The 16,779-nt window shown below is 62.0% G+C and carries 18 protein-coding genes; 8 read left to right on the top strand and 10 right to left on the bottom strand.

All coding sequences use genetic code 11. From position 1 onward, the window contains the following. Positions 1 to 61: 61 nt before the first annotated feature. A complete protein-coding gene (locus OX462_RS04220) occupies positions 62 to 214 on the bottom strand; it encodes a rubredoxin (RefSeq protein WP_010401308.1) in 153 nt (50 codons plus the stop codon). Between the two features lie 96 nt (positions 215 to 310). Between OX462_RS04220 and OX462_RS04215 the strand changes: the two genes are divergently transcribed. Both OX462_RS04215 and hemL read left to right on the top strand, forming a co-directional pair. Beyond that, entirely contained in the window at positions 311 to 1,168 is an 858-nt protein-coding gene (locus OX462_RS04215) for a bifunctional hydroxymethylpyrimidine kinase/phosphomethylpyrimidine kinase (RefSeq protein WP_035822099.1), read from the top strand. A gap of 59 nt (positions 1,169 to 1,227) precedes the next feature. Beyond that, positions 1,228 to 2,517, top strand: coding sequence for a glutamate-1-semialdehyde 2,1-aminomutase (gene hemL / locus OX462_RS04210; protein WP_121670446.1), 1,290 nt, complete (start codon positions 1,228 to 1,230; stop codon positions 2,515 to 2,517). 2 nt (positions 2,518 to 2,519) lie between these two features. Here the strand turns inward: hemL and OX462_RS04205 are convergent, their stop codons facing one another. The 9 genes from OX462_RS04205 to mpl all read right to left on the bottom strand — a co-directional run bounded on the left by OX462_RS04205 (position 2,520) and on the right by mpl (position 11,916). Further along, positions 2,520 to 3,236, bottom strand: coding sequence for an HAD family hydrolase (locus OX462_RS04205; protein ID WP_070290488.1), 717 nt, complete (start codon positions 3,234 to 3,236; stop codon positions 2,520 to 2,522). A gap of 278 nt (positions 3,237 to 3,514) precedes the next feature. Next, positions 3,515 to 4,480 (bottom strand): magnesium/cobalt transporter CorA, encoded by a 966-nt coding sequence (corA, locus tag OX462_RS04200; protein ID WP_034746658.1) that lies wholly within the window; start codon positions 4,478 to 4,480, stop codon positions 3,515 to 3,517. A 221-nt stretch (positions 4,481 to 4,701) separates the two neighbouring features. Further along, positions 4,702 to 5,442: a monofunctional biosynthetic peptidoglycan transglycosylase gene (gene mtgA, locus OX462_RS04195; protein WP_409028727.1), complete on the bottom strand. Its 741-nt coding sequence runs from the start codon at positions 5,440 to 5,442 to the stop codon at positions 4,702 to 4,704. After that, positions 5,424 to 6,251, bottom strand: coding sequence for a shikimate dehydrogenase (gene aroE / locus OX462_RS04190; protein ID WP_409027848.1), 828 nt, complete (start codon positions 6,249 to 6,251; stop codon positions 5,424 to 5,426). Before aroE ends, mtgA begins: the two co-directional genes overlap by 19 nt. Before the next feature lie 11 nt (positions 6,252 to 6,262). After that, a complete protein-coding gene (locus OX462_RS04185; protein ID WP_099410775.1) occupies positions 6,263 to 7,120 on the bottom strand; it encodes an energy transducer TonB family protein in 858 nt (285 codons plus the stop codon). Positions 7,121 to 7,257: 137 nt separating this feature from the next. Next, entirely contained in the window at positions 7,258 to 9,345 is a 2,088-nt protein-coding gene (locus OX462_RS04180; RefSeq protein ID WP_409027847.1) for a ribonuclease catalytic domain-containing protein, read from the bottom strand. Positions 9,346 to 9,347: 2 nt separating this feature from the next. Continuing rightward, positions 9,348 to 9,962, bottom strand: coding sequence for a chorismate--pyruvate lyase family protein (locus OX462_RS04175; protein WP_070222145.1), 615 nt, complete (start codon positions 9,960 to 9,962; stop codon positions 9,348 to 9,350). Beyond that, positions 9,959 to 10,543 carry a YqiA/YcfP family alpha/beta fold hydrolase gene (locus OX462_RS04170; RefSeq protein WP_409027846.1) on the bottom strand — a complete coding sequence of 195 codons (585 nt, stop codon included), beginning with the start codon at positions 10,541 to 10,543 and terminating at the stop codon, positions 9,959 to 9,961. The genes OX462_RS04175 and OX462_RS04170 overlap by 4 nt, the downstream gene beginning before the upstream one ends. After that, on the bottom strand, positions 10,540 to 11,916 hold the full coding sequence (gene mpl, locus OX462_RS04165; protein WP_409027845.1) for a UDP-N-acetylmuramate:L-alanyl-gamma-D-glutamyl-meso-diaminopimelate ligase: 1,377 nt from the start codon (positions 11,914 to 11,916) through the stop codon (positions 10,540 to 10,542). The genes OX462_RS04170 and mpl overlap by 4 nt, the downstream gene beginning before the upstream one ends. 115 nt (positions 11,917 to 12,031) lie before the next feature. Here mpl and OX462_RS04160 point away from each other — a divergent pair, with 115 nt between their 5' ends. The 6 genes from OX462_RS04160 (at position 12,032) to prmA (ending at position 16,778) form a co-directional block, all read left to right on the top strand. Next, entirely contained in the window at positions 12,032 to 12,670 is a 639-nt protein-coding gene (locus tag OX462_RS04160; RefSeq protein ID WP_070222151.1) for a hypothetical protein, read from the top strand. A gap of 19 nt (positions 12,671 to 12,689) precedes the next feature. Then, on the top strand, positions 12,690 to 13,244 hold the full coding sequence (locus tag OX462_RS04155) for a TlpA family protein disulfide reductase (protein WP_070222153.1): 555 nt from the start codon (positions 12,690 to 12,692) through the stop codon (positions 13,242 to 13,244). An 82-nt stretch (positions 13,245 to 13,326) separates the two neighbouring features. Next, positions 13,327 to 13,764 carry a type II 3-dehydroquinate dehydratase gene (gene aroQ / locus OX462_RS04150; protein ID WP_034746628.1) on the top strand — a complete coding sequence of 146 codons (438 nt, stop codon included), beginning with the start codon at positions 13,327 to 13,329 and terminating at the stop codon, positions 13,762 to 13,764. A gap of 91 nt (positions 13,765 to 13,855) precedes the next feature. Further along, on the top strand, positions 13,856 to 14,320 hold the full coding sequence (gene accB / locus OX462_RS04145; RefSeq protein WP_070222155.1) for an acetyl-CoA carboxylase biotin carboxyl carrier protein: 465 nt from the start codon (positions 13,856 to 13,858) through the stop codon (positions 14,318 to 14,320). 101 nt (positions 14,321 to 14,421) lie between these two features. Next, a complete protein-coding gene (gene accC / locus OX462_RS04140) occupies positions 14,422 to 15,837 on the top strand; it encodes an acetyl-CoA carboxylase biotin carboxylase subunit (protein WP_070222157.1) in 1,416 nt (471 codons plus the stop codon). Beyond that, positions 15,834 to 16,778: a 50S ribosomal protein L11 methyltransferase gene (prmA, locus tag OX462_RS04135; RefSeq protein WP_070310144.1), complete on the top strand. Its 945-nt coding sequence runs from the start codon at positions 15,834 to 15,836 to the stop codon at positions 16,776 to 16,778. Before accC ends, prmA begins: the two co-directional genes overlap by 4 nt. Position 16,779 lies beyond the last annotated feature (1 nt).

Here is a 16,779-nt window from a genome sequence, read left to right as displayed (position 1 = left end):
ACCATAGCACAGGCAGCCGCGACACCTGCGTGCGGCAGCGGCATCCCGTGGACCTGATTGATTACAGCGCTACCATCTCGAAATCATCCTTGCGCGCACCGCATTCAGGACAGGTCCAGTTCATCGGAACATCGGCCCAACGCGTGCCGGGAGCGATGTCTTCGTCGGGCAAGCCGGCCGCTTCATCATAAACCCAGCCGCAAATAAGACACATCCACGTTTGGAATTGCTGCGTTGTTTCGTTGCTACTCACGTTCTGCCACCCTTCAATCAAGTAAAATGCTGAATTAGGTATCTTAATCTACCCGCCGTGCAAAACCAAACTTCTCCCCTCATATTAAGCTTCGGCGTGTCCGATCCGGTCGGCGCGATCGGTATCCAGGCCGATCTGGCCACATTTTCAGCCTTCGGCTGCCATGGCCTGTCGGTCACCACGGGCCTGCTGATCAGCGATACGGCACGCGTGGAAGACGTGCAGGCGGTCGACCCGGACTGGGTTTCCGACCAGGCGCGCGTGCTGCTGGAAGACATGTCCGTGGCCGCCATCAAGATCGGCGCGCTGGGCAGCGTGGAAAACGTGACGGCCATCGCCGAAATCGTCTCCGACTATCCAAACGTGCCGCTGATCCTCGATCCCTTCATTTCGGCGCTGCCGGAACAGGGCATGGACGACGAGGACATCCTCACCGCCGTGCGCCAGCTGCTGATCCCGCAAACGACCCTGCTGGTGCTCTCGCCGGTGGAACTGGAGCGCCTGGCCGAGACCTGGCGCGACGCCGACCCGGACGACACCCTGCAAAACGACGTCGATTACCTGGTGGCGCTGGGCTGCGAATACGTGCTCGTCACCGGCATGCCGGCCGATGCCAGCAAGTCCGGCACGGGCGAAGGCAAGCTGCGCGCCAATACCCTGTTCGGCGAGGACGGCGTGGTGCGCCACGACGAATGGCAGCACTTGCCAGGCATCTTCAACGGCGCCGGCAGCACCCTGTCGGCGGCGGCCACCGCCCTGCTGGCCCTGGCCGAAAACGAAGACGACGTGCCGCAAGTGGTCGTGGCGGCGCAGGAATTCACGGCCGGCGCGCTGGCGCACGCGCAGCGCCACGGCATGGGCAAGCTGGTGCCGAACCGGCTGTTCCGGCAGCAGCGCCAGCGCGGCGCCCAATAATCCCGTCCAGACAAACACAGACGACACAGACAACGATCCACTCTCAAGGCACGATTATCATGACGACGACTTCACAGAACGACATCCTGTTTGCCCGCGCACAAAAAACCACGCCAGGCGGCGTCAACTCGCCCGTGCGCGCCTTCCGCTCCGTGGGCGGCACGCCGCGCTTCATCACGCGCGCCGAAGGCCCGTACTTCTGGGACGCGGACGGCAAGCGCTATATCGACTACATCGGCTCGTGGGGCCCGGCCATCGTCGGCCACGCCCATCCGGAAGTGGTAAAGGCGGTGCAGGATGCGGCCGCGCTGGGCCTGTCGTTCGGTGCGCCGACCGAAGGCGAAGTGCTGATGGCCGAGGAAATCACGCGTCTGGTGCCGTCGATCGAGCAGGTGCGCCTGGTGTCGTCGGGCACGGAAGCGACCATGAGCGCCCTGCGCCTGGCGCGCGGCGCCACGGGACGCGACAAGATCGTCAAGTTCGAAGGCTGCTACCACGGCCACGCCGATTCGCTGCTGGTCAAGGCGGGCAGCGGCCTGCTCACCTTCGGCAACCCGACGTCGGCCGGCGTGCCGGAAGATTTTGTCAAGCACACCCTGGTGCTCGACTATAACAACGTGGAACAGCTGAAGGACGCCTTCGACAGCTTCGGCGCGGAGATCGCCTGCGTCATCGTCGAACCGGTGGCCGGCAACATGAACCTGGTAAAAGCCACGCCAGAATTCCTGCAGGCGATGCGCGAGCTGTGCACGCAGCACGGCGCTCTGCTCATTTTCGATGAAGTCATGTGCGGCTTGCGCGTGGCCCTGGGCGGCGCGCAGGCGCTGTACGGCATCCAGCCCGACCTCACCGCGCTGGGCAAGGTGATCGGCGGCGGCATGCCGGTGGCGGCCTTCGGCGGCAGCGCGGCGCTGATGCACAACATGGCGCCGCTGGGCGCCGTCTACCAGGCCGGCACCTTGTCCGGCAACCCGGTCGCCGTGGCGGCCGGCATGGCCACCCTGAAACTGATCCAGCAACCGGGCTTCTACGAGCAGCTGGGCGCCACGGCCAAGCGCCTGACCGAAGGCCTGACCGCCGCCGCCAAGGAAGCGGGCGTGGTGTTCTGCGCCGACTACATCGGCGGCATGTTCGGCATCTATTTCAGCGAAACGCCGCCGACCAGCTACGCGGAAATGATGGCGGGCGACCGCAGCAAGTTCAACGCCTTCTTCCACGCCATGCTGGACGAAGGCGTGTACTTCGCGCCCGCCGCCTTCGAGGCGGGCTTCGTCTCGGCGCAGCACGATGACGCCGTCATCGACGCCACCATCGCTGCCGCGCGCAAGGTGTTTGCCAAGCTGGCGTAAGGTTATACGGTCGCGGTGTCCATCACCGCGGCCACCAGCGCCGGCAGCCTGGCCATGTCGTTGAACACGACATGCGCACCGGCCGCTTTCAACCTATCTTCCTGGCCGGCGGCGATATGCCCGCCGCCGATGAATCCCAATACCGTCATGCCCGCCGCCACGGCGGCCGTCACGCCCGTCACGCTGTCTTCCAGCACCAGGCACTGGCTCGGCGGCACGCCAAACGCGGCAGCCGCCGCCAGGTAGACGCCCGGATGCGGCTTGGCATGACCCACCAGGTCGGGCGTAAACACGCGCTTGTCGAACAGCGGCGCCATGCTGGTCCGTTCGAGTGCCGACAGCACGCGCGCGCTGACGCTGTTCGAGGCCACGGCCTTGGGCAGCGCAATGGCGGCCAGCGCCTGCGCCACGCCGGGCACGGCGCGCAATTGCGCGTCGCAAGCGGCATCGACGGCGTTGCCGATGGCCATGATCTCGTCGGCCGGCAATTGCGGCAAGCCCAGTTCCTTGTAGATATCCTGCATCAGCGGCACCAGGCGCTGGCCCAGGCGCGGCTCGATCAAGCCTTGCAGGGTGACGCCCTCGGGCAGGTTCTGCAGGCGTGGCCCCAGCAACTCCAGCAGCGCTTGCAGGGCCACGGCTTCGCTGTCGATCAGCACGCCATCGCAGTCGCTGATCAGATGGGTGAAGCGCGGTGGGGTGATGGCGGTATCAGGCATGGACTCTCCAGAAGACAACGGTGACGGGAAATGCGGCGGCCGGCCGGCCAAGGCTGGCATCGCAACGATCATAGGTGGAACAGGCGGACGCTGCCACGCAGAAAACGGCTCAATGACGATACTTTTCTGCAAAAGGCAGACTACGGGGAAAAGACTGGCTCAGCACAGGCAACGTAGATACCAATTCAATACCACGCAATACCAGTGATTATCGCTGATTTTTGGATTTGCTGCGCTCGCCTTGAAACCGGGACGCGGGAGCGTCCCGGCGATGCTGCTTATTTCAGCCAGCCGCGGTGGCGGAAGTACAGGAAGGGCGCGATGGCGCTGGTGATCATCAAGCCCCAGGCCCATGGATAGCCGAACGACCATTCCAGCTCCGGCATCAGCTTGAAGTTCATGCCGTACACGCTGGCGATCAGGGTAGGCGGCAGGAAGGCCACGCTGGCCACCGAGAATATCTTGATGATCTTGTTCTGGTTGATGTTGATGAAGCCGACGGTGGCGTCCATCAGGAAGTTGATCTTGTCGAACAGGAACGAGGTGTGGCCATCGAGCGATTCGATGTCGCGCAAAATCTGGCGCGCTTCCTCGAACTGCTCGGAATTGAGCAAACGGCCGCGCATCAGGAAGCTCACGGCGCGGCGCGTATCCATCATGTTGCGGCGGATACGGCCATTCAAATCTTCCTCGTGGGCAATGGCATTCAGCGCTTCGGCCGCGTGCGCATCGGTAAATTCCTTTTGCAGCACGCGCGTGCTGACTTCTTCCAGGTTCTGGTAGATGCCTTCGAGCACGTCGGCCGAATATTCGGCATCGGTGGCGTACAGGTCGAGCAGCACGTCCATGTAGTCGGCAATCGAGCCGGGCCGCGAACGGGCGCGCATGCGCACCAGGCGGAACACGGGCAAGTCGTCCGTATGCATGGAAAACAGGATCTTGCGGGCCAGGATGAAGGCCACGGTGATGACGCGCGACGGGCCGTCGTCCTCTTCGCGCAAGAAATCCGTGCGCAGGTGCAAGTCGCCGTTTTCCGCTTCGTAATAGCGGGCCGACGCCTCAATATCCTTGACTTCGTCTTCGCCCGGCAGGGTGACGTTGTAGATGGCCTTGACCCAGGCCCGTTCATCATCGGTGGGGTCGGTCAGGTCGACCCACACCGGTTCGGCATTTTCGAGGTCTGCGCGGCTGTCGATCGGCACCTGGTTGAGCCGGCCATTCTGTAATACAAAGACATTGATCATGCGCGCTCTCAGCCGGATGTGGGGTTATCGTGATGTGCTGGCGCTGGCGCCAAAAATGAAAACAGCGCAAGTGTACCCGCAAAGGCCTTTTCACGACCACCCCCGGCACGGCTTTTTCACGGAAAAAGTGCGGCGGTGCACCAAGGGAGGCGATTAAGATGCTGCGCCGCAATAGTGCCAATCAGGCAGCTTTAACTTTATGCAAAGGAATCGCCCCGCCATCAAGGCAATTCCGCCGCCCCCATGCGGCGCAGGATGACGCCCGTACGCCGGTTCAGATAACCGGTGTCGCGGTGGCGGTCGTAAAAGCGGGGGTTCGGCAGCATCACGGCCAATTTCGCCGCCTGCGCCGCGCTCAAGCCCGCCGCGCTGACCTTGTAATAGTGGCGTGCGGCCGCCTCGGCGCCGAAGGTGCCCGTGCCAAATTCCACCACGTTCAGATAAATCTCGAAAATGCGCTGCTTTTCCATCAGGTTTTCCAGCATATACGTGATGATCAGTTCCTGGCCCTTGCGCACATAGCTGCGCGAACCGGACAGGAACAGATTCTTCGCCAGCTGCTGCGTGATGGTGGAGCCGCCCGCCACGACTTTCTGCTTCTTGCTGTTCTTTTCATATGCCTTTTGCAAGGCTTCCCAGTCCACGCCTTCGTGCTCGGAAAAATTCGCGTCTTCCGAGGCGATGATGGCCCGTTTCAGATTGTTCGAAATGCGGTTGTACGGCACCCACGTCTGCTGGATCGTGGCATTCGGATTCTTTTCCTGCAAGACAGACAACTGTTCGCGCATGAAAGCCGTGCTGGAGGGGTTATGGTCGACCCACCACCAGATTTGCAGGAAGAAATACAGTTGCACGACGATGAAGGCCAGCACGGGCACGATGAACAGCCACTTGATCCAGCCGTAGCCACGGCCGCTCTTGCGCGTGCCCTTCTTGCCGGCGCTCACAGGCTGCCCCGCAATTGCGCCAGCAAATCCTGCGTCTGCGGCCGCACGCCGCGCCACACGTAAAACGCTTCGGCCGCCTGCTCCACCAGCATGCCCAGGCCGTCGCGCACCTGCGCGCCATGCTGGGCGGCAAAATCCATGAAGACGGTGGGCCGGGCGCCGTACATCATGTCCAGCGCCAGGGTGCGGCTGCCGAAGATACCGGGCGGCACGGGCGGCAAGTCGCCCGCCAGGCTGGCCGAGGTGGCATTGATGACGATATCGAAGACGCCTTCCGGCTGCGTGAAAGCACCGGCGCGCAGTTGCTCGGGGTGCGCCAGCGCGTCGGCAAACTGCGCCACCAAAACCTCGGCCGTGGCCACGGTGCGGTTGGCAATGAACATTTCCTGCGGCCCCTGTTCCAGCAAGGGCAGCACGACGCCGCGCGCCGCGCCGCCCGCGCCCAGCAGCAGGACGCGCTTGCCGGCAATGCTCACGCCCGCGTTGCGCACGATGTCGGCCACCAGGCCCGCGCCATCGGTATTGTCGCCAAGAATGGTGTCGCCATCGAAACGCAGGGTATTGACGGCGCCGGCGGCCCTGGCCCGCGGCGTCAGCGCGGTGGCCAGCGCGCACGCGTCGAGCTTGAAGGGCACCGTCACGTTCGCGCCCTTGCCGCCCTCGGCGGCAAACGTGCGGGCCGCCAGCGCGAAGCCGTCGAGCGGAGCCAGGCGGCGCTCGTAGACCAACGCTTGTCCTGTCTGCAGGGCAAACGCGGCGTGGATCAGGGGGGACTTGCTGTGGGCGATGGGATTGCCGAAGACGCAATATTGATCGGGGTTCATCTCTTGCTTGTTCAATTGCTGCCGCCAGTCAGGTTAGCTTCCATTTTTTCTTCGCGGGTAAATTTGAAACGGGTGATGACGACCCACAGGTCATCTTTATCACTCGACAACATATTCGGTGGGAAACGGCCGAACGGCGCCGCGCGGCGCACGATGGCCAGGGCTGCCGCGTCCAGCGCGGGATTACCCGAGCTTTTTTCCACGCGGACGCCGCCCTCTTTCTGGTAAATCGTGCCGTCCTGGAAGATGGGGATGTAGACGACCAGTTCGCCATACATCTTGCGGCCATTGTTTTGCGGGAAATTCAGGGTGCCGATTTCCTCGATACGCTTTTGCAAGGTCTTGTAATACATGGCATAGCCGACCTCCTGCGTACTGGGCGTAATAAAGGTCTTGCGCGGGCGCTTGTTCTGGTCTTCCACGGTCTGGCTGATCTCGGCTGCCATGCGGGCGATGGCCTTGCTGCTTTCCATCAAGTCCGAACCGGAGGCCAGGGGATTGGGCTTGTCTTTTTCCGTGACGGGCGCGGCGCTGTAGGGCGTCGCCTTGGCCGCCTGCGTCAGCAGTTCCTGCTGCTTCTGCTCCAGCTCGGCGATGCGCCGGGCGCTGGCCTTGACGCTGTCGCCCTCTTCCACCTTGCGCATGTCGGGCAAGGGCGACTTGGCGCGGCCCTTGTCGGCCTGGCCACCACCGTCGAGGTTGGCTTGTGCCAGGGCATCGGCCTTCAGCGGCTTGTCCGCATGCTTGGCATTGACCAGTATTACTTCCAGGCCGGGATCGGTGGCGACGGCCCGCTGCGGGGGCGGGGCGACAAAATGCATCGCCAGCAAGGCGCCGTGCGCCAGCAGCGATACCGCCACGGCGATCATCAGGAAACGATTCTCTCGGAAAGACTTCACGCGCAACCCAGTTAGCAACAAGCACACCATACAAGATGGCTGAATTCTACGTCAAAGGGCGACGCGGGAAACAGTTTTAGTCCCGTTTTTCACGCCGCCCCGCAGCCTTACTTGACCTCGGGCTCGCTGACCACGTCTTCGCTGGCCAGTTCCGCCACTTCCGCGTCCGCGTCGCTGACCTGGTTCGCCGCTTCCGGCGAGGCCTCCGCCGCCGCGTCGCCCTCTTCCGCGCCTTCGTCGTCCGATTCCTCTTCGTAGTCGAGCTCGGCATCGGCCGCCGCATCGGGCACGGCGGCGATTTCCAGCAAGCGCGCTTCGATGCTCAGGTCGACTTCATCCCAGCGCAAGAGATCCAGCTTGACCTGCGCACCGCGCGCCACCGATGGCATGCCCGGCAGCTTGATGACCAGCGGAATGTCGACCAGGCGCAAAATCTCGTCTTTCAGCACGACGGCATCGACCTGGCGCGCGTTTTCCTGGTGCAGCCAGCGCAAGCACCAGTAGCGTTCCATATTCGACTGGAAATCGCCATACGCTGCATACGCGGCGTCGAAGGCCGAGACGATGGCGAACAGGTTCGCATCGCGCGGCTTGAACGGGGCCACCAGCGGCGCCGTCACGCCATGCTCGGCGCAGGCGATGATTTGCCACTGGTTCACCAGGTCCGTGTAGCGGCGCAAGGGCGAGGTGCTCCACGCGTATTGATCCACGCCCAGGCCCTGGTGCGGCGCCGCATGGGTGACCATGCGCACCTGCATCTTTGCCGCCCAGCTATTGCCGCTGCCGCCGCCCTGGCTGCGGTAGATGCCGGGCACGCCATGGTCGTGCAGCATCTTGCCCCAGGTACTGTTGGCAAAAATCATCAATTCGGCGACGATCTTGTCCAGCGGCGCGCCACGCTTGCGGCGCGCCACGGTGACGATGTCGTTTTCCACATAAAAGTTGAAATCGACGCGGTTATTCTGTTCCGGCTTCAGGCCGAACGCTTCGCGCTTCTTCATGCGGCCCTGTTCCAGCTGCTGCGCCCATTGCCACAGCACAGCGAAATCGGCCTTGTGCGGATAGTATCCCTCGCCGCTGGCCAGGGTTTCCTCGTTGACCAGGTCGTCGAGCTGGTTATGGCGCAAGTTGCTGGCGATCGGCACCAGTTCGGCGCGCGTCTGCGTGCTGACCACGGCCCAGTCGGCTTTCGGGTCCAGAGTGGCGTACAGCGACAGGGCCGGGCACGTCGTGCCTTCCGCCAGGGTAAACGCATTGACGATTTCGTCCGGCAGCATGGTGATCTTGTCGCCCGGCATGTAGACGGTCGACATGCGCTGGCGCGCCATCTTGTCGATCACGTCTTCCGGACGGATGCCCAGGCCCGGCGCAGCGATGTGTATACCCACTTTCACGGTGCCATCCGGTAACGGTTGCACGGAGAAGGCATCGTCGATCTCGGTCGTGGTCACGTCGTCGATCGAGAAGGCGGCCACGTCGGCCAGCGGCAGCTTGGCCGTCACGGCGGGCACGGGCACGGTGGGGAAACCGGCGCCTTTCGGGAAGTTTTCGAAGAGGAACTTCGACAGGTGCAAGTCTTTCGGCGAAGCGATACCACCGACAGCCAGCATCAGGCGCGGCGGCGTCGTGTGCAATTCCGTGCACGCCGCTTCCAGCGCCTTGTATTCAATCGTGTTCTTGTCCGGCTTGAACAGCAATTGCAGCACCATGGGCTGCATCGAGGCGGGCAAGCGGTTCTGTTTCAGCTCTTCCACATAGCCTGCCTGCACCAGGGCCTGCTGCTTTTTCTTTTCGATGCCGGCCAATGCCGCCTTCAAGGACGCTTCCGGCGCCGCCTTGTAGCGGCCACGGCCCTTCTTGTAGAAATACACGGGCGCCGAATGCAGGGCGAGGATCAAGCCGGCCGCTTCCGGCGGCAAGGGGGCATGGCCGAAATACTCGGCGCCCAGCTCGGCAAAGCCGAACTCGTCTTCGCCCGCCACTTCCCACAGGAAATCGAGATCGATCTCGGCGGCAACAGCCTTGGCTTGCTCGAGCAACTCGGCCGGGGCCGGCTTTTCATACTGCAGCAGCACGTCCTTGACCTTGACCTTGGTGCGCTTGCCGCTGGCCATCTCGACCTGATACGCTTCACCCGCTTGCGACAGGACCGTGCCGACCTTGAAATCGCCGGATTCTTCAAAAAATAGATTCATTGTTATGCTTTGTTTATTAGTGTGTCGGTTGCAGCGGTGCGAGCGACGGACGTCAACTCGAGCACCGCCGGCAAAAATACTTCGGTTACCAGCAGCAATCCCTGGTGACGCTGGTACAGGCAGCGGCGGGCAAAAAACAGCGACTTGGCATCAAAGCGCCTCCCTTCCAATGCCAGTGCCGCCTGCGCCCTCTGCACCAGCGGATGGCCGGCGCGCAAACGGGCAAATTCCAGTGCACCGCGGCGTACCATGCGGTCGCCAAACAGCGTCGTGCCCAGCGAACGCTCGCCCAGCGCGGAAAACAAAGGCCAGTCCGTGGCCGTCGCCTGCATGGGCACGACGGTATGGCCAAACACGGCCGGTCTGTTATCACAACGCAACAGCACTTCGCGCTCCCATACCCGGCCCGCACGGTGCAAACCAATGATGGCGGCCTCGTCGCTCAAGCAGCGTGCCGTTTCCTGATGCAAACATTGCACGCGGAACGCCTGGCTATGCGCTTTCAGCTTGGCCGTCAGCGAACCGCCGCCCGTGAGCCAGTGGCGCAAGGCCGGCGGCGCATTGACGGCGTTCACGTGCGCATGCCATTGCGCCTGCCGCAGCGAACCCGGCCTCACTGGGCAGAGTCCGCGTCGATGCCGCAAAAGGCCAGCACGGGCGCCAGGTATGCGGCAAATTCGCTGATGCCATGGTCGCTGCCGTCGATGACGCACTGCCGCGCACCCTGATAATGCGCCACCATGTCGCGGTAGTCGAGCACTTCATCGCCGGTGGCGGCAATCAGGAAATAGCGTTGCGGCTTAGTAATTTTCTCTACAGCAAAGGTTCCCAGCTCGGCGATGTATTCGCGCTTGAACTCGAATGGCTTGTCCGAATGAAACTCCGTCGTCACGCCCACATGCTGCTCCAGGTCGATCAGGGGCACGATGGCAGGATTGAGCAGCACGGCGCGGCAACCGAGCCGCTCGGCCAGCCAGGTGGCGTAATAGCCGCCCAGCGAGGAGCCGATAATCGTCAGGTCGGCCGGCGCCGCATCCTTGACCAGCGACAGGGCCAGCTCGATGGCCAGCTTGGGCGAGGCCGGCAATTGCGGGCACAGCCACTGTGCTTCGCGGCCCAGCGCCTGCATCTGCGCGGCCAGCAGGCGCGACTTCATCGACAGCGGCGACGAGCGAAATCCATGCAGGTACAGAATCATCGGCCCAGCGCCTCCAGCAATTTCTGGTGCACGCCGCCAAAGCCGCCGTTGCTCATGACCACGATCTGGTCGCCTGGACGGGCGCTGGCGGCCACGGCGGCCACGAGGGTATCGATGTCTTCATAGGCGCTGGCAATCTTGCCCAGCGGCGCCAGCGCGTCGCCCAGGCTCCAGCCCAGCGCGGCATGGCTGCCAAAACCGAATACCAGGTCCGCATCCTTGAGGCTGCCCGGCAACGCCTCTTTCATGGCGCCCAGCTTCATGGTGTTCGAGCGCGGTTCCAGCACGGCCAGGATGCGGCCGCTGCTGCCAATTTTTTGGCGCAAGCCGCCCACGGTGGTGGCAATGGCCGTTGGATGGTGCGCAAAATCGTCGTACACGGTAATGTCGTTGACGACGCCGCGCACTTCCATGCGGCGCTTGACGCTCTCGAACGTGGCCAGCGAGGCGCACGCCTGGGCAATGGGCACGCCCACGTGGCGCGCGGCGGCGATGGCCGCCAGCGCATTGCTGCGGTTGTGCTTGCCCGTGAGCGCCCAGGCCACATGGCCTTCCTGCTGGCCATTGAAGAAGACGTCGAAGCTGCCGTCGGCCTGCTCTTGCAGTTGCCAGTGAGCATCTTGACCAAAACTTTCCTGTTCGCTCCAGCAGCCGCGCGCCAGCACGCGCTGCAGCGATGCTTCGTCGCCGTTGTACACCAGGCGGCCGATGCCGGGCACGGTGCGCACCAGATGGTGGAATTGCGTCTCGATCGCGTGCAGATCGGGGAAGATGTCGGCGTGATCGTATTCCAGGTTATTCATGACGGCCGTCTTCGCGTGGTAATGCACGAACTTGCTGCGCTTGTCGAAGAAGGCCGTATCGTATTCGTCGGCTTCGATGACGAAGAAGTCCGACTCGGCGCTCTTGCCGTCGATCTTGCCGGACAGGCGCGCGGAAATGCCAAAATTCATCGGCACGCCGCCGATCAAAAAGCCCGGCGCGTAGCCAGCGTCTTCGAGTATCCAGGCCAGCATGGCTGATGTTGTCGTCTTGCCATGCGTACCGGCCACGGCCAGCACCCACCGATTGCGCAGGATGTGTTCGCCGATCCATTGCGGGCCCGATACATAGGGCAGGCTGCGGTTGAGGATTTCTTCCACCAGCGGGTTGCCGCGCGAGACGACATTGCCAATCACATACAAATCCGGGTTCAGCTTGGTCTGTTCCGGATCGAATCCTTGGATCAGTTCGATTCCCTGCGATTCCAGCTGAGTGCTCATCGGCGGATAGACGTTGGCATCGCAACCGGTGACTTTATGGCCGGCTTCCTTGGCCAGGACAGCCAGGCCGCCCATGAAGGTACCGCAAATACCGAGAATATGAATATGCATGTGATCAGTGCGAAAGGTGCACGCTTAAGTAAGTAAGACGGTGAGATAAAAAACAGCAAGTGCAGGATTTTACCTGACGCCATGACTTTTTCCGCTTCGGAGTATCATCTCGCTCATGACGAACGATGCATTTGACGATAGCGCGCAGTTGCGCCTGGAAATCGCCGCCGCTGCCGCGCGCCTCGTGGCGCAGGATGGCGCCGACTATGGCAGCGCCAAGCGCAAGGCGGCGCGGCAAGTCCTCGGTGACGCGCCGAACCTGACCAATGTACTGCCTGACAACGACATGATCGAAGAACAGGTGCGGCAATACAATGCCCTGTTCCTGGCCGACAGCCAGCCGGCACGGCTGTTCCAGCTGCGCACGATTGCGCTGCAGGTCATGGAAGCGTTGCAACAATTTCATCCCCTGCTCAGCGGCCCCGTGCTCAATGGCACGGCCGGCCCCCACGACGAGATCTATTTGCAGCTGTTTGCCGAGAGCGCCAAGGAAATCCACATCTTCCTGCTGAATAAAAATGTCGTGCTCGACATGTCGGAAAGCCCGCATTTCAAGGGAGCACGTTATGATGCGGTCGAGACAGCCAGTTTCTTGTGGAAAAACGAAGGCGTGCACGCCGCCATGTATGAGCTCGACGATATGCGCGGCGCGCTGAAAGCCAAGGCCGACGGCAAGGTGCTGCGCACCGATATCGCCGGGCTCCGCAGCCTGCTGGCCGCCAGCCTTGCCGATGGCGTGCCGGCCGCCGACTAACATTGATATAGATAAAGTTATGACAAAAAAGAATTGGATCGCCTGCGCCATCGTCGCGCTGATGTTTGGCGGCATGGGCGCCTACGTCGGTTTAAGCAAGGAAAAAGCGAAAGCAGCGGGACCGCTGACGACCACGATCGCGCCAGGCGCGACGGGCCCCGTCAACGAGCTGTATGCGCTGTCCTTGCCGGACGCGGCGGGCGCCACGCAAGCCTTGTCGCAATGGAAAGGCAAGAATTTGCTGGTCAATTTCTGGGCGCCGTGGTGCCCTCCTTGCGTGGAAGAAATGCCGGAGTTATCCGAAGTGCAAGGCCACTATGCGGCAAAAAACCTGCAGGTGATCGGCATCGGCATCGATTCGGCCAGCAATATTGCCACTTTTGCCAGCAAATTCAAGATTGCCTATCCCGTGTATGTCTCCGGCATGAGCGGCACCGACCTGTCGCGCCATTTTGGCAATGCCACGGGCGGTTTGCCCTTTACGGTGCTGATCGGCGCCGATGGCGAAGTCAAAAAGACCTATCTGGGCCGCTTGAAATTTGATCAGTTGCGCGCCGATCTGGATAAATTGTAAATTCGGAGCGTGCTTTTTTCTCTTGCCAATGCGTATCTTTGGCGGCAAAATGCGGAACTTTCGCTAAAACGGTCTTCCATACATGGCAAAAAACCTCCTTCTGCTCAACGGTCCCAACCTGAATTTGCTGGGAACGCGCGAGCCTGAGGTCTACGGCGCCAGCACCTTGGCCGATATCGAGCAGGCAGCAATGGCGCAAGCCATGGCGGCCGGTGCCGACCTGGTCTGCTTTCAAAGCAACCACGAAGGCGCGCTGATCGACCGCATCCATGCCGCGCGAGCGGAAGGGATCGATGCCATCGTCATCAATCCGGGCGGCCTGACCCATACCAGCGTTGCCTTGCGCGATGCGCTGGCCGGGGTCGCCATCCCGTTCGTGGAAGTCCATATCTCGAATATTTATCAACGCGAAACGTTTCGACATCACTCATTTCTCAGCGCGATCGCGCAGGGGACGATCTGCGGGCTAGGTATCGATGGATATCGGTTTGCCATCGACTTTGCGCTTAAAAAACGTTAATCTACGCGATCTGCACGCATTTAGCGCGGCGATAGGCTCTTGGACATCACCGCATCACTCATAAAACAAACTACATTCCTAGGGGTTTTACATGGATCTACGAAAACTCAAGACCTTGATCGACCTGGTCGCCGAATCGGATATCGCAGAGCTGGAAGTTACCGAAGGCGAAAGCAAGGTTCGCATCGTCAAATCGTCGGCCATGCCGCAAAACCAGATGGTCATGATGCAGCCGCAAGGCATGCAAGCCCAATACCAGCCAGCCGCGCCAGCCGCCGCTCCCGCTGCGGCACCTGCCGTCGTGGTCGCCGCCGAGCCAACGGGCTATGTGGTCAAGTCGCCGATGGTCGGCACCTTCTACCGTTCCTCCGCTCCTGGCAGCGCCGCCTATGTTGAAGTGGGCTCGACCGTCAAGGAAGGTGATACCCTGTGCATCATCGAAGCGATGAAGCTGCTGAATGAAATCGACTCCGATAAAGCCGGCGTCGTGACCCAGATCCTGGTCGAAAACGGCCAACCGGTCGAATTCGGTCAACCCTTGTTTGTGATCGGCTAAAACCCAGTCCACACGGCCGGCAACGGCCGTTTGCAGTTTTAGCCCCTCACACTTGTTGTTTCGCCGGCTCGCCGGCTCTCACAGACATACGCGAACCTACCATGTTTGAAAAAATCCTGATTGCCAACCGTGGTGAAATTGCCCTCCGTATTCAGCGCGCCTGCCGCGAAATGGGCATTAAAACGGTTGTAGTCCACTCCGAAGCCGACAAGGACGCGAAATACGTCAAGCTGGCCGACGAATCCGTTTGTATCGGCCCGGCACAGTCGACCCTGAGCTACCTGAACATGCCCGCCATCATCAGCGCCGCTGAAGTGACGGATGCGCAAGCGATTCACCCAGGCTATGGCTTCCTGTCGGAAAATGCCGACTTTGCCGAACGCGTCGAGAAATCGGGCTTCGTCTTCATCGGTCCCCGCTCCGAATCGATCCGCCTGATGGGCGATAAAGTATCGGCCAAGCAAACCATGATCAAGGCTGGCGTACCGTGCGTACCCGGCTCCGAAGGCGCGTTGCCGGACGATCCGAAAGCGATCGTGCAAATTGCCCGCAAGATCGGCTACCCGGTCATCATCAAGGCCGCCGGCGGCGGTGGCGGACGCGGCATGCGCGTGGTGCACACGGAAGCGGCCCTGATCAACGCCGTGGCGATGACCAAGACGGAAGCGGGCACCGCTTTCGGCAACCCTGAAGTGTATATGGAGAAGTACCTGGAAAATCCGCGCCACGTGGAAATCCAGATCCTCGCCGACGAACACAAGAACGCCGTCTGGCTGGGCGAGCGCGACTGCTCCATGCAGCGCCGCCACCAGAAAGTGATCGAAGAAGCACCGGCGCCGGGCATCCCGCGCAAACTGATCGAGAAAATTGGCGACCGTTGCGCCGAAGCATGCCGCAAGATCGGCTACCGCGGCGCCGGCACGTTTGAATTCCTGTACGAAAACGGCGAGTTCTATTTCATTGAAATGAATACCCGCGTGCAAGTGGAGCATCCCGTCACCGAGATGATCACCGGCATCGACATCGTGCAGGAACAGATCCGCATCGCCGCCGGCGAAAAACTGCGTTTCCGCCAGCGCGACGTCTTGCTGTCGGGTCACGCCATCGAGTGCCGCATCAATGCGGAAGACCCGTTCAAGTTCACGCCATCGCCAGGCAAGATCGTGTCCTGGCATGCGCCGGGCGGCCCTGGCATCCGCGTCGACTCGCACGCCTACGCCGGCTACTATGTGCCGCCGCATTACGACTCGATGATCGGCAAAGTGATCGCTTACGGCGCCACGCGCGAACAAGCGATCCGCCGCATGCAGATCGCCCTGTCCGAAATGGTGGTCGAAGGCATCAACACGAATATCGCCCTGCACCGCGAACTGATGATCGACGCGCGCTTCATCGAAGGCGGCACCAACATTCACTATCTGGAACAGAAGCTGGCCGACATGCCGGACCTGGGCAAGAACCTGAATGGCGGCAGCCCCAGCATCGCCAAGAAGTCCGAAATCAAGGCGGGCGCATGAGCTGGACGGAAATCGTCATCGAAATCGCCCGTGACAACGCCGAGGCCATGTCCGACGCGTTGATGGAAGCGGGTGCCCTGTCGGTATCGGTGGAAGACGCCGATGAAGGCACGGATGCCGAGCAGCCGCTGTTTGGCGAGCCCGGCATGGAACCGAAGGAAGCGGCGTGGGAACGCAGCCGCGTGGTGGCGCTGACGGACGTCGACGCCGACCAGGCCGCCATCGTGGCCGCCGCTGCGCAAGCGGTCGGCATGACGGAAGTGCCCGCCTTTAGCATGCGCCCCGTGGAAGAGCAGGACTGGGTGCGTTTGACCCAGTCGCAATTCGCACCGATTCACATCGGCAAGAATATCTGGGTCGTGCCCAGCTGGCACGAGGCACCGGATCCAAGCGGTCTGATCCTGGAACTGGACCCGGGCCTGGCCTTCGGCACGGGCAGCCATCCGACCACGCGTCTGTGCATGGAATGGCTGGAAGCCCATCCGGCCCCAGGCAAGACCGTGCTCGACTACGGTTGCGGTTCCGGCATCCTGGCCATGGTGGCCAAGAAACTCGGTGCGCAAACGGTGGCCGGCGTCGACATCGACCCGCAAGCGATCGAATCGGCGCGCGACAATGCCGAGCGCAACCAGTGCGAGATCGAATATTTCTTGCCAGACACGTTTGCCACGTCGGCACACGCCACGGCCAAGTTTGACATCGTCGTCGCCAATATCCTGTCGAGCCCATTGAAGCTGATGGCGCCGATGCTCTCGGGCCGTGTCGCCGACGGCGGCGCCCTGATCCTGTCCGGCGTGCTGGCGCGCCAGGCGGAAGAAGTGGCCGCTGCCTACGCACCGTTCATCCAGCTGGGTGTATGGGCCGAGCAAGACGGCTGGGTGGCCCTGCATGGCCGCCTGGGTGCAACGCAAGCGCCTGCGCCCCGCGCGGAAGGTGCATAAG

This window comes from Janthinobacterium aestuarii (assembly GCF_046113285.1).
Taxonomy (GTDB): Bacteria; Pseudomonadota; Gammaproteobacteria; order Burkholderiales; family Burkholderiaceae_D; genus Janthinobacterium.
The sequence above is the reverse complement of the archived record's forward strand: the minus strand, read 5'-3'. Positions and strand labels throughout refer to the sequence as shown.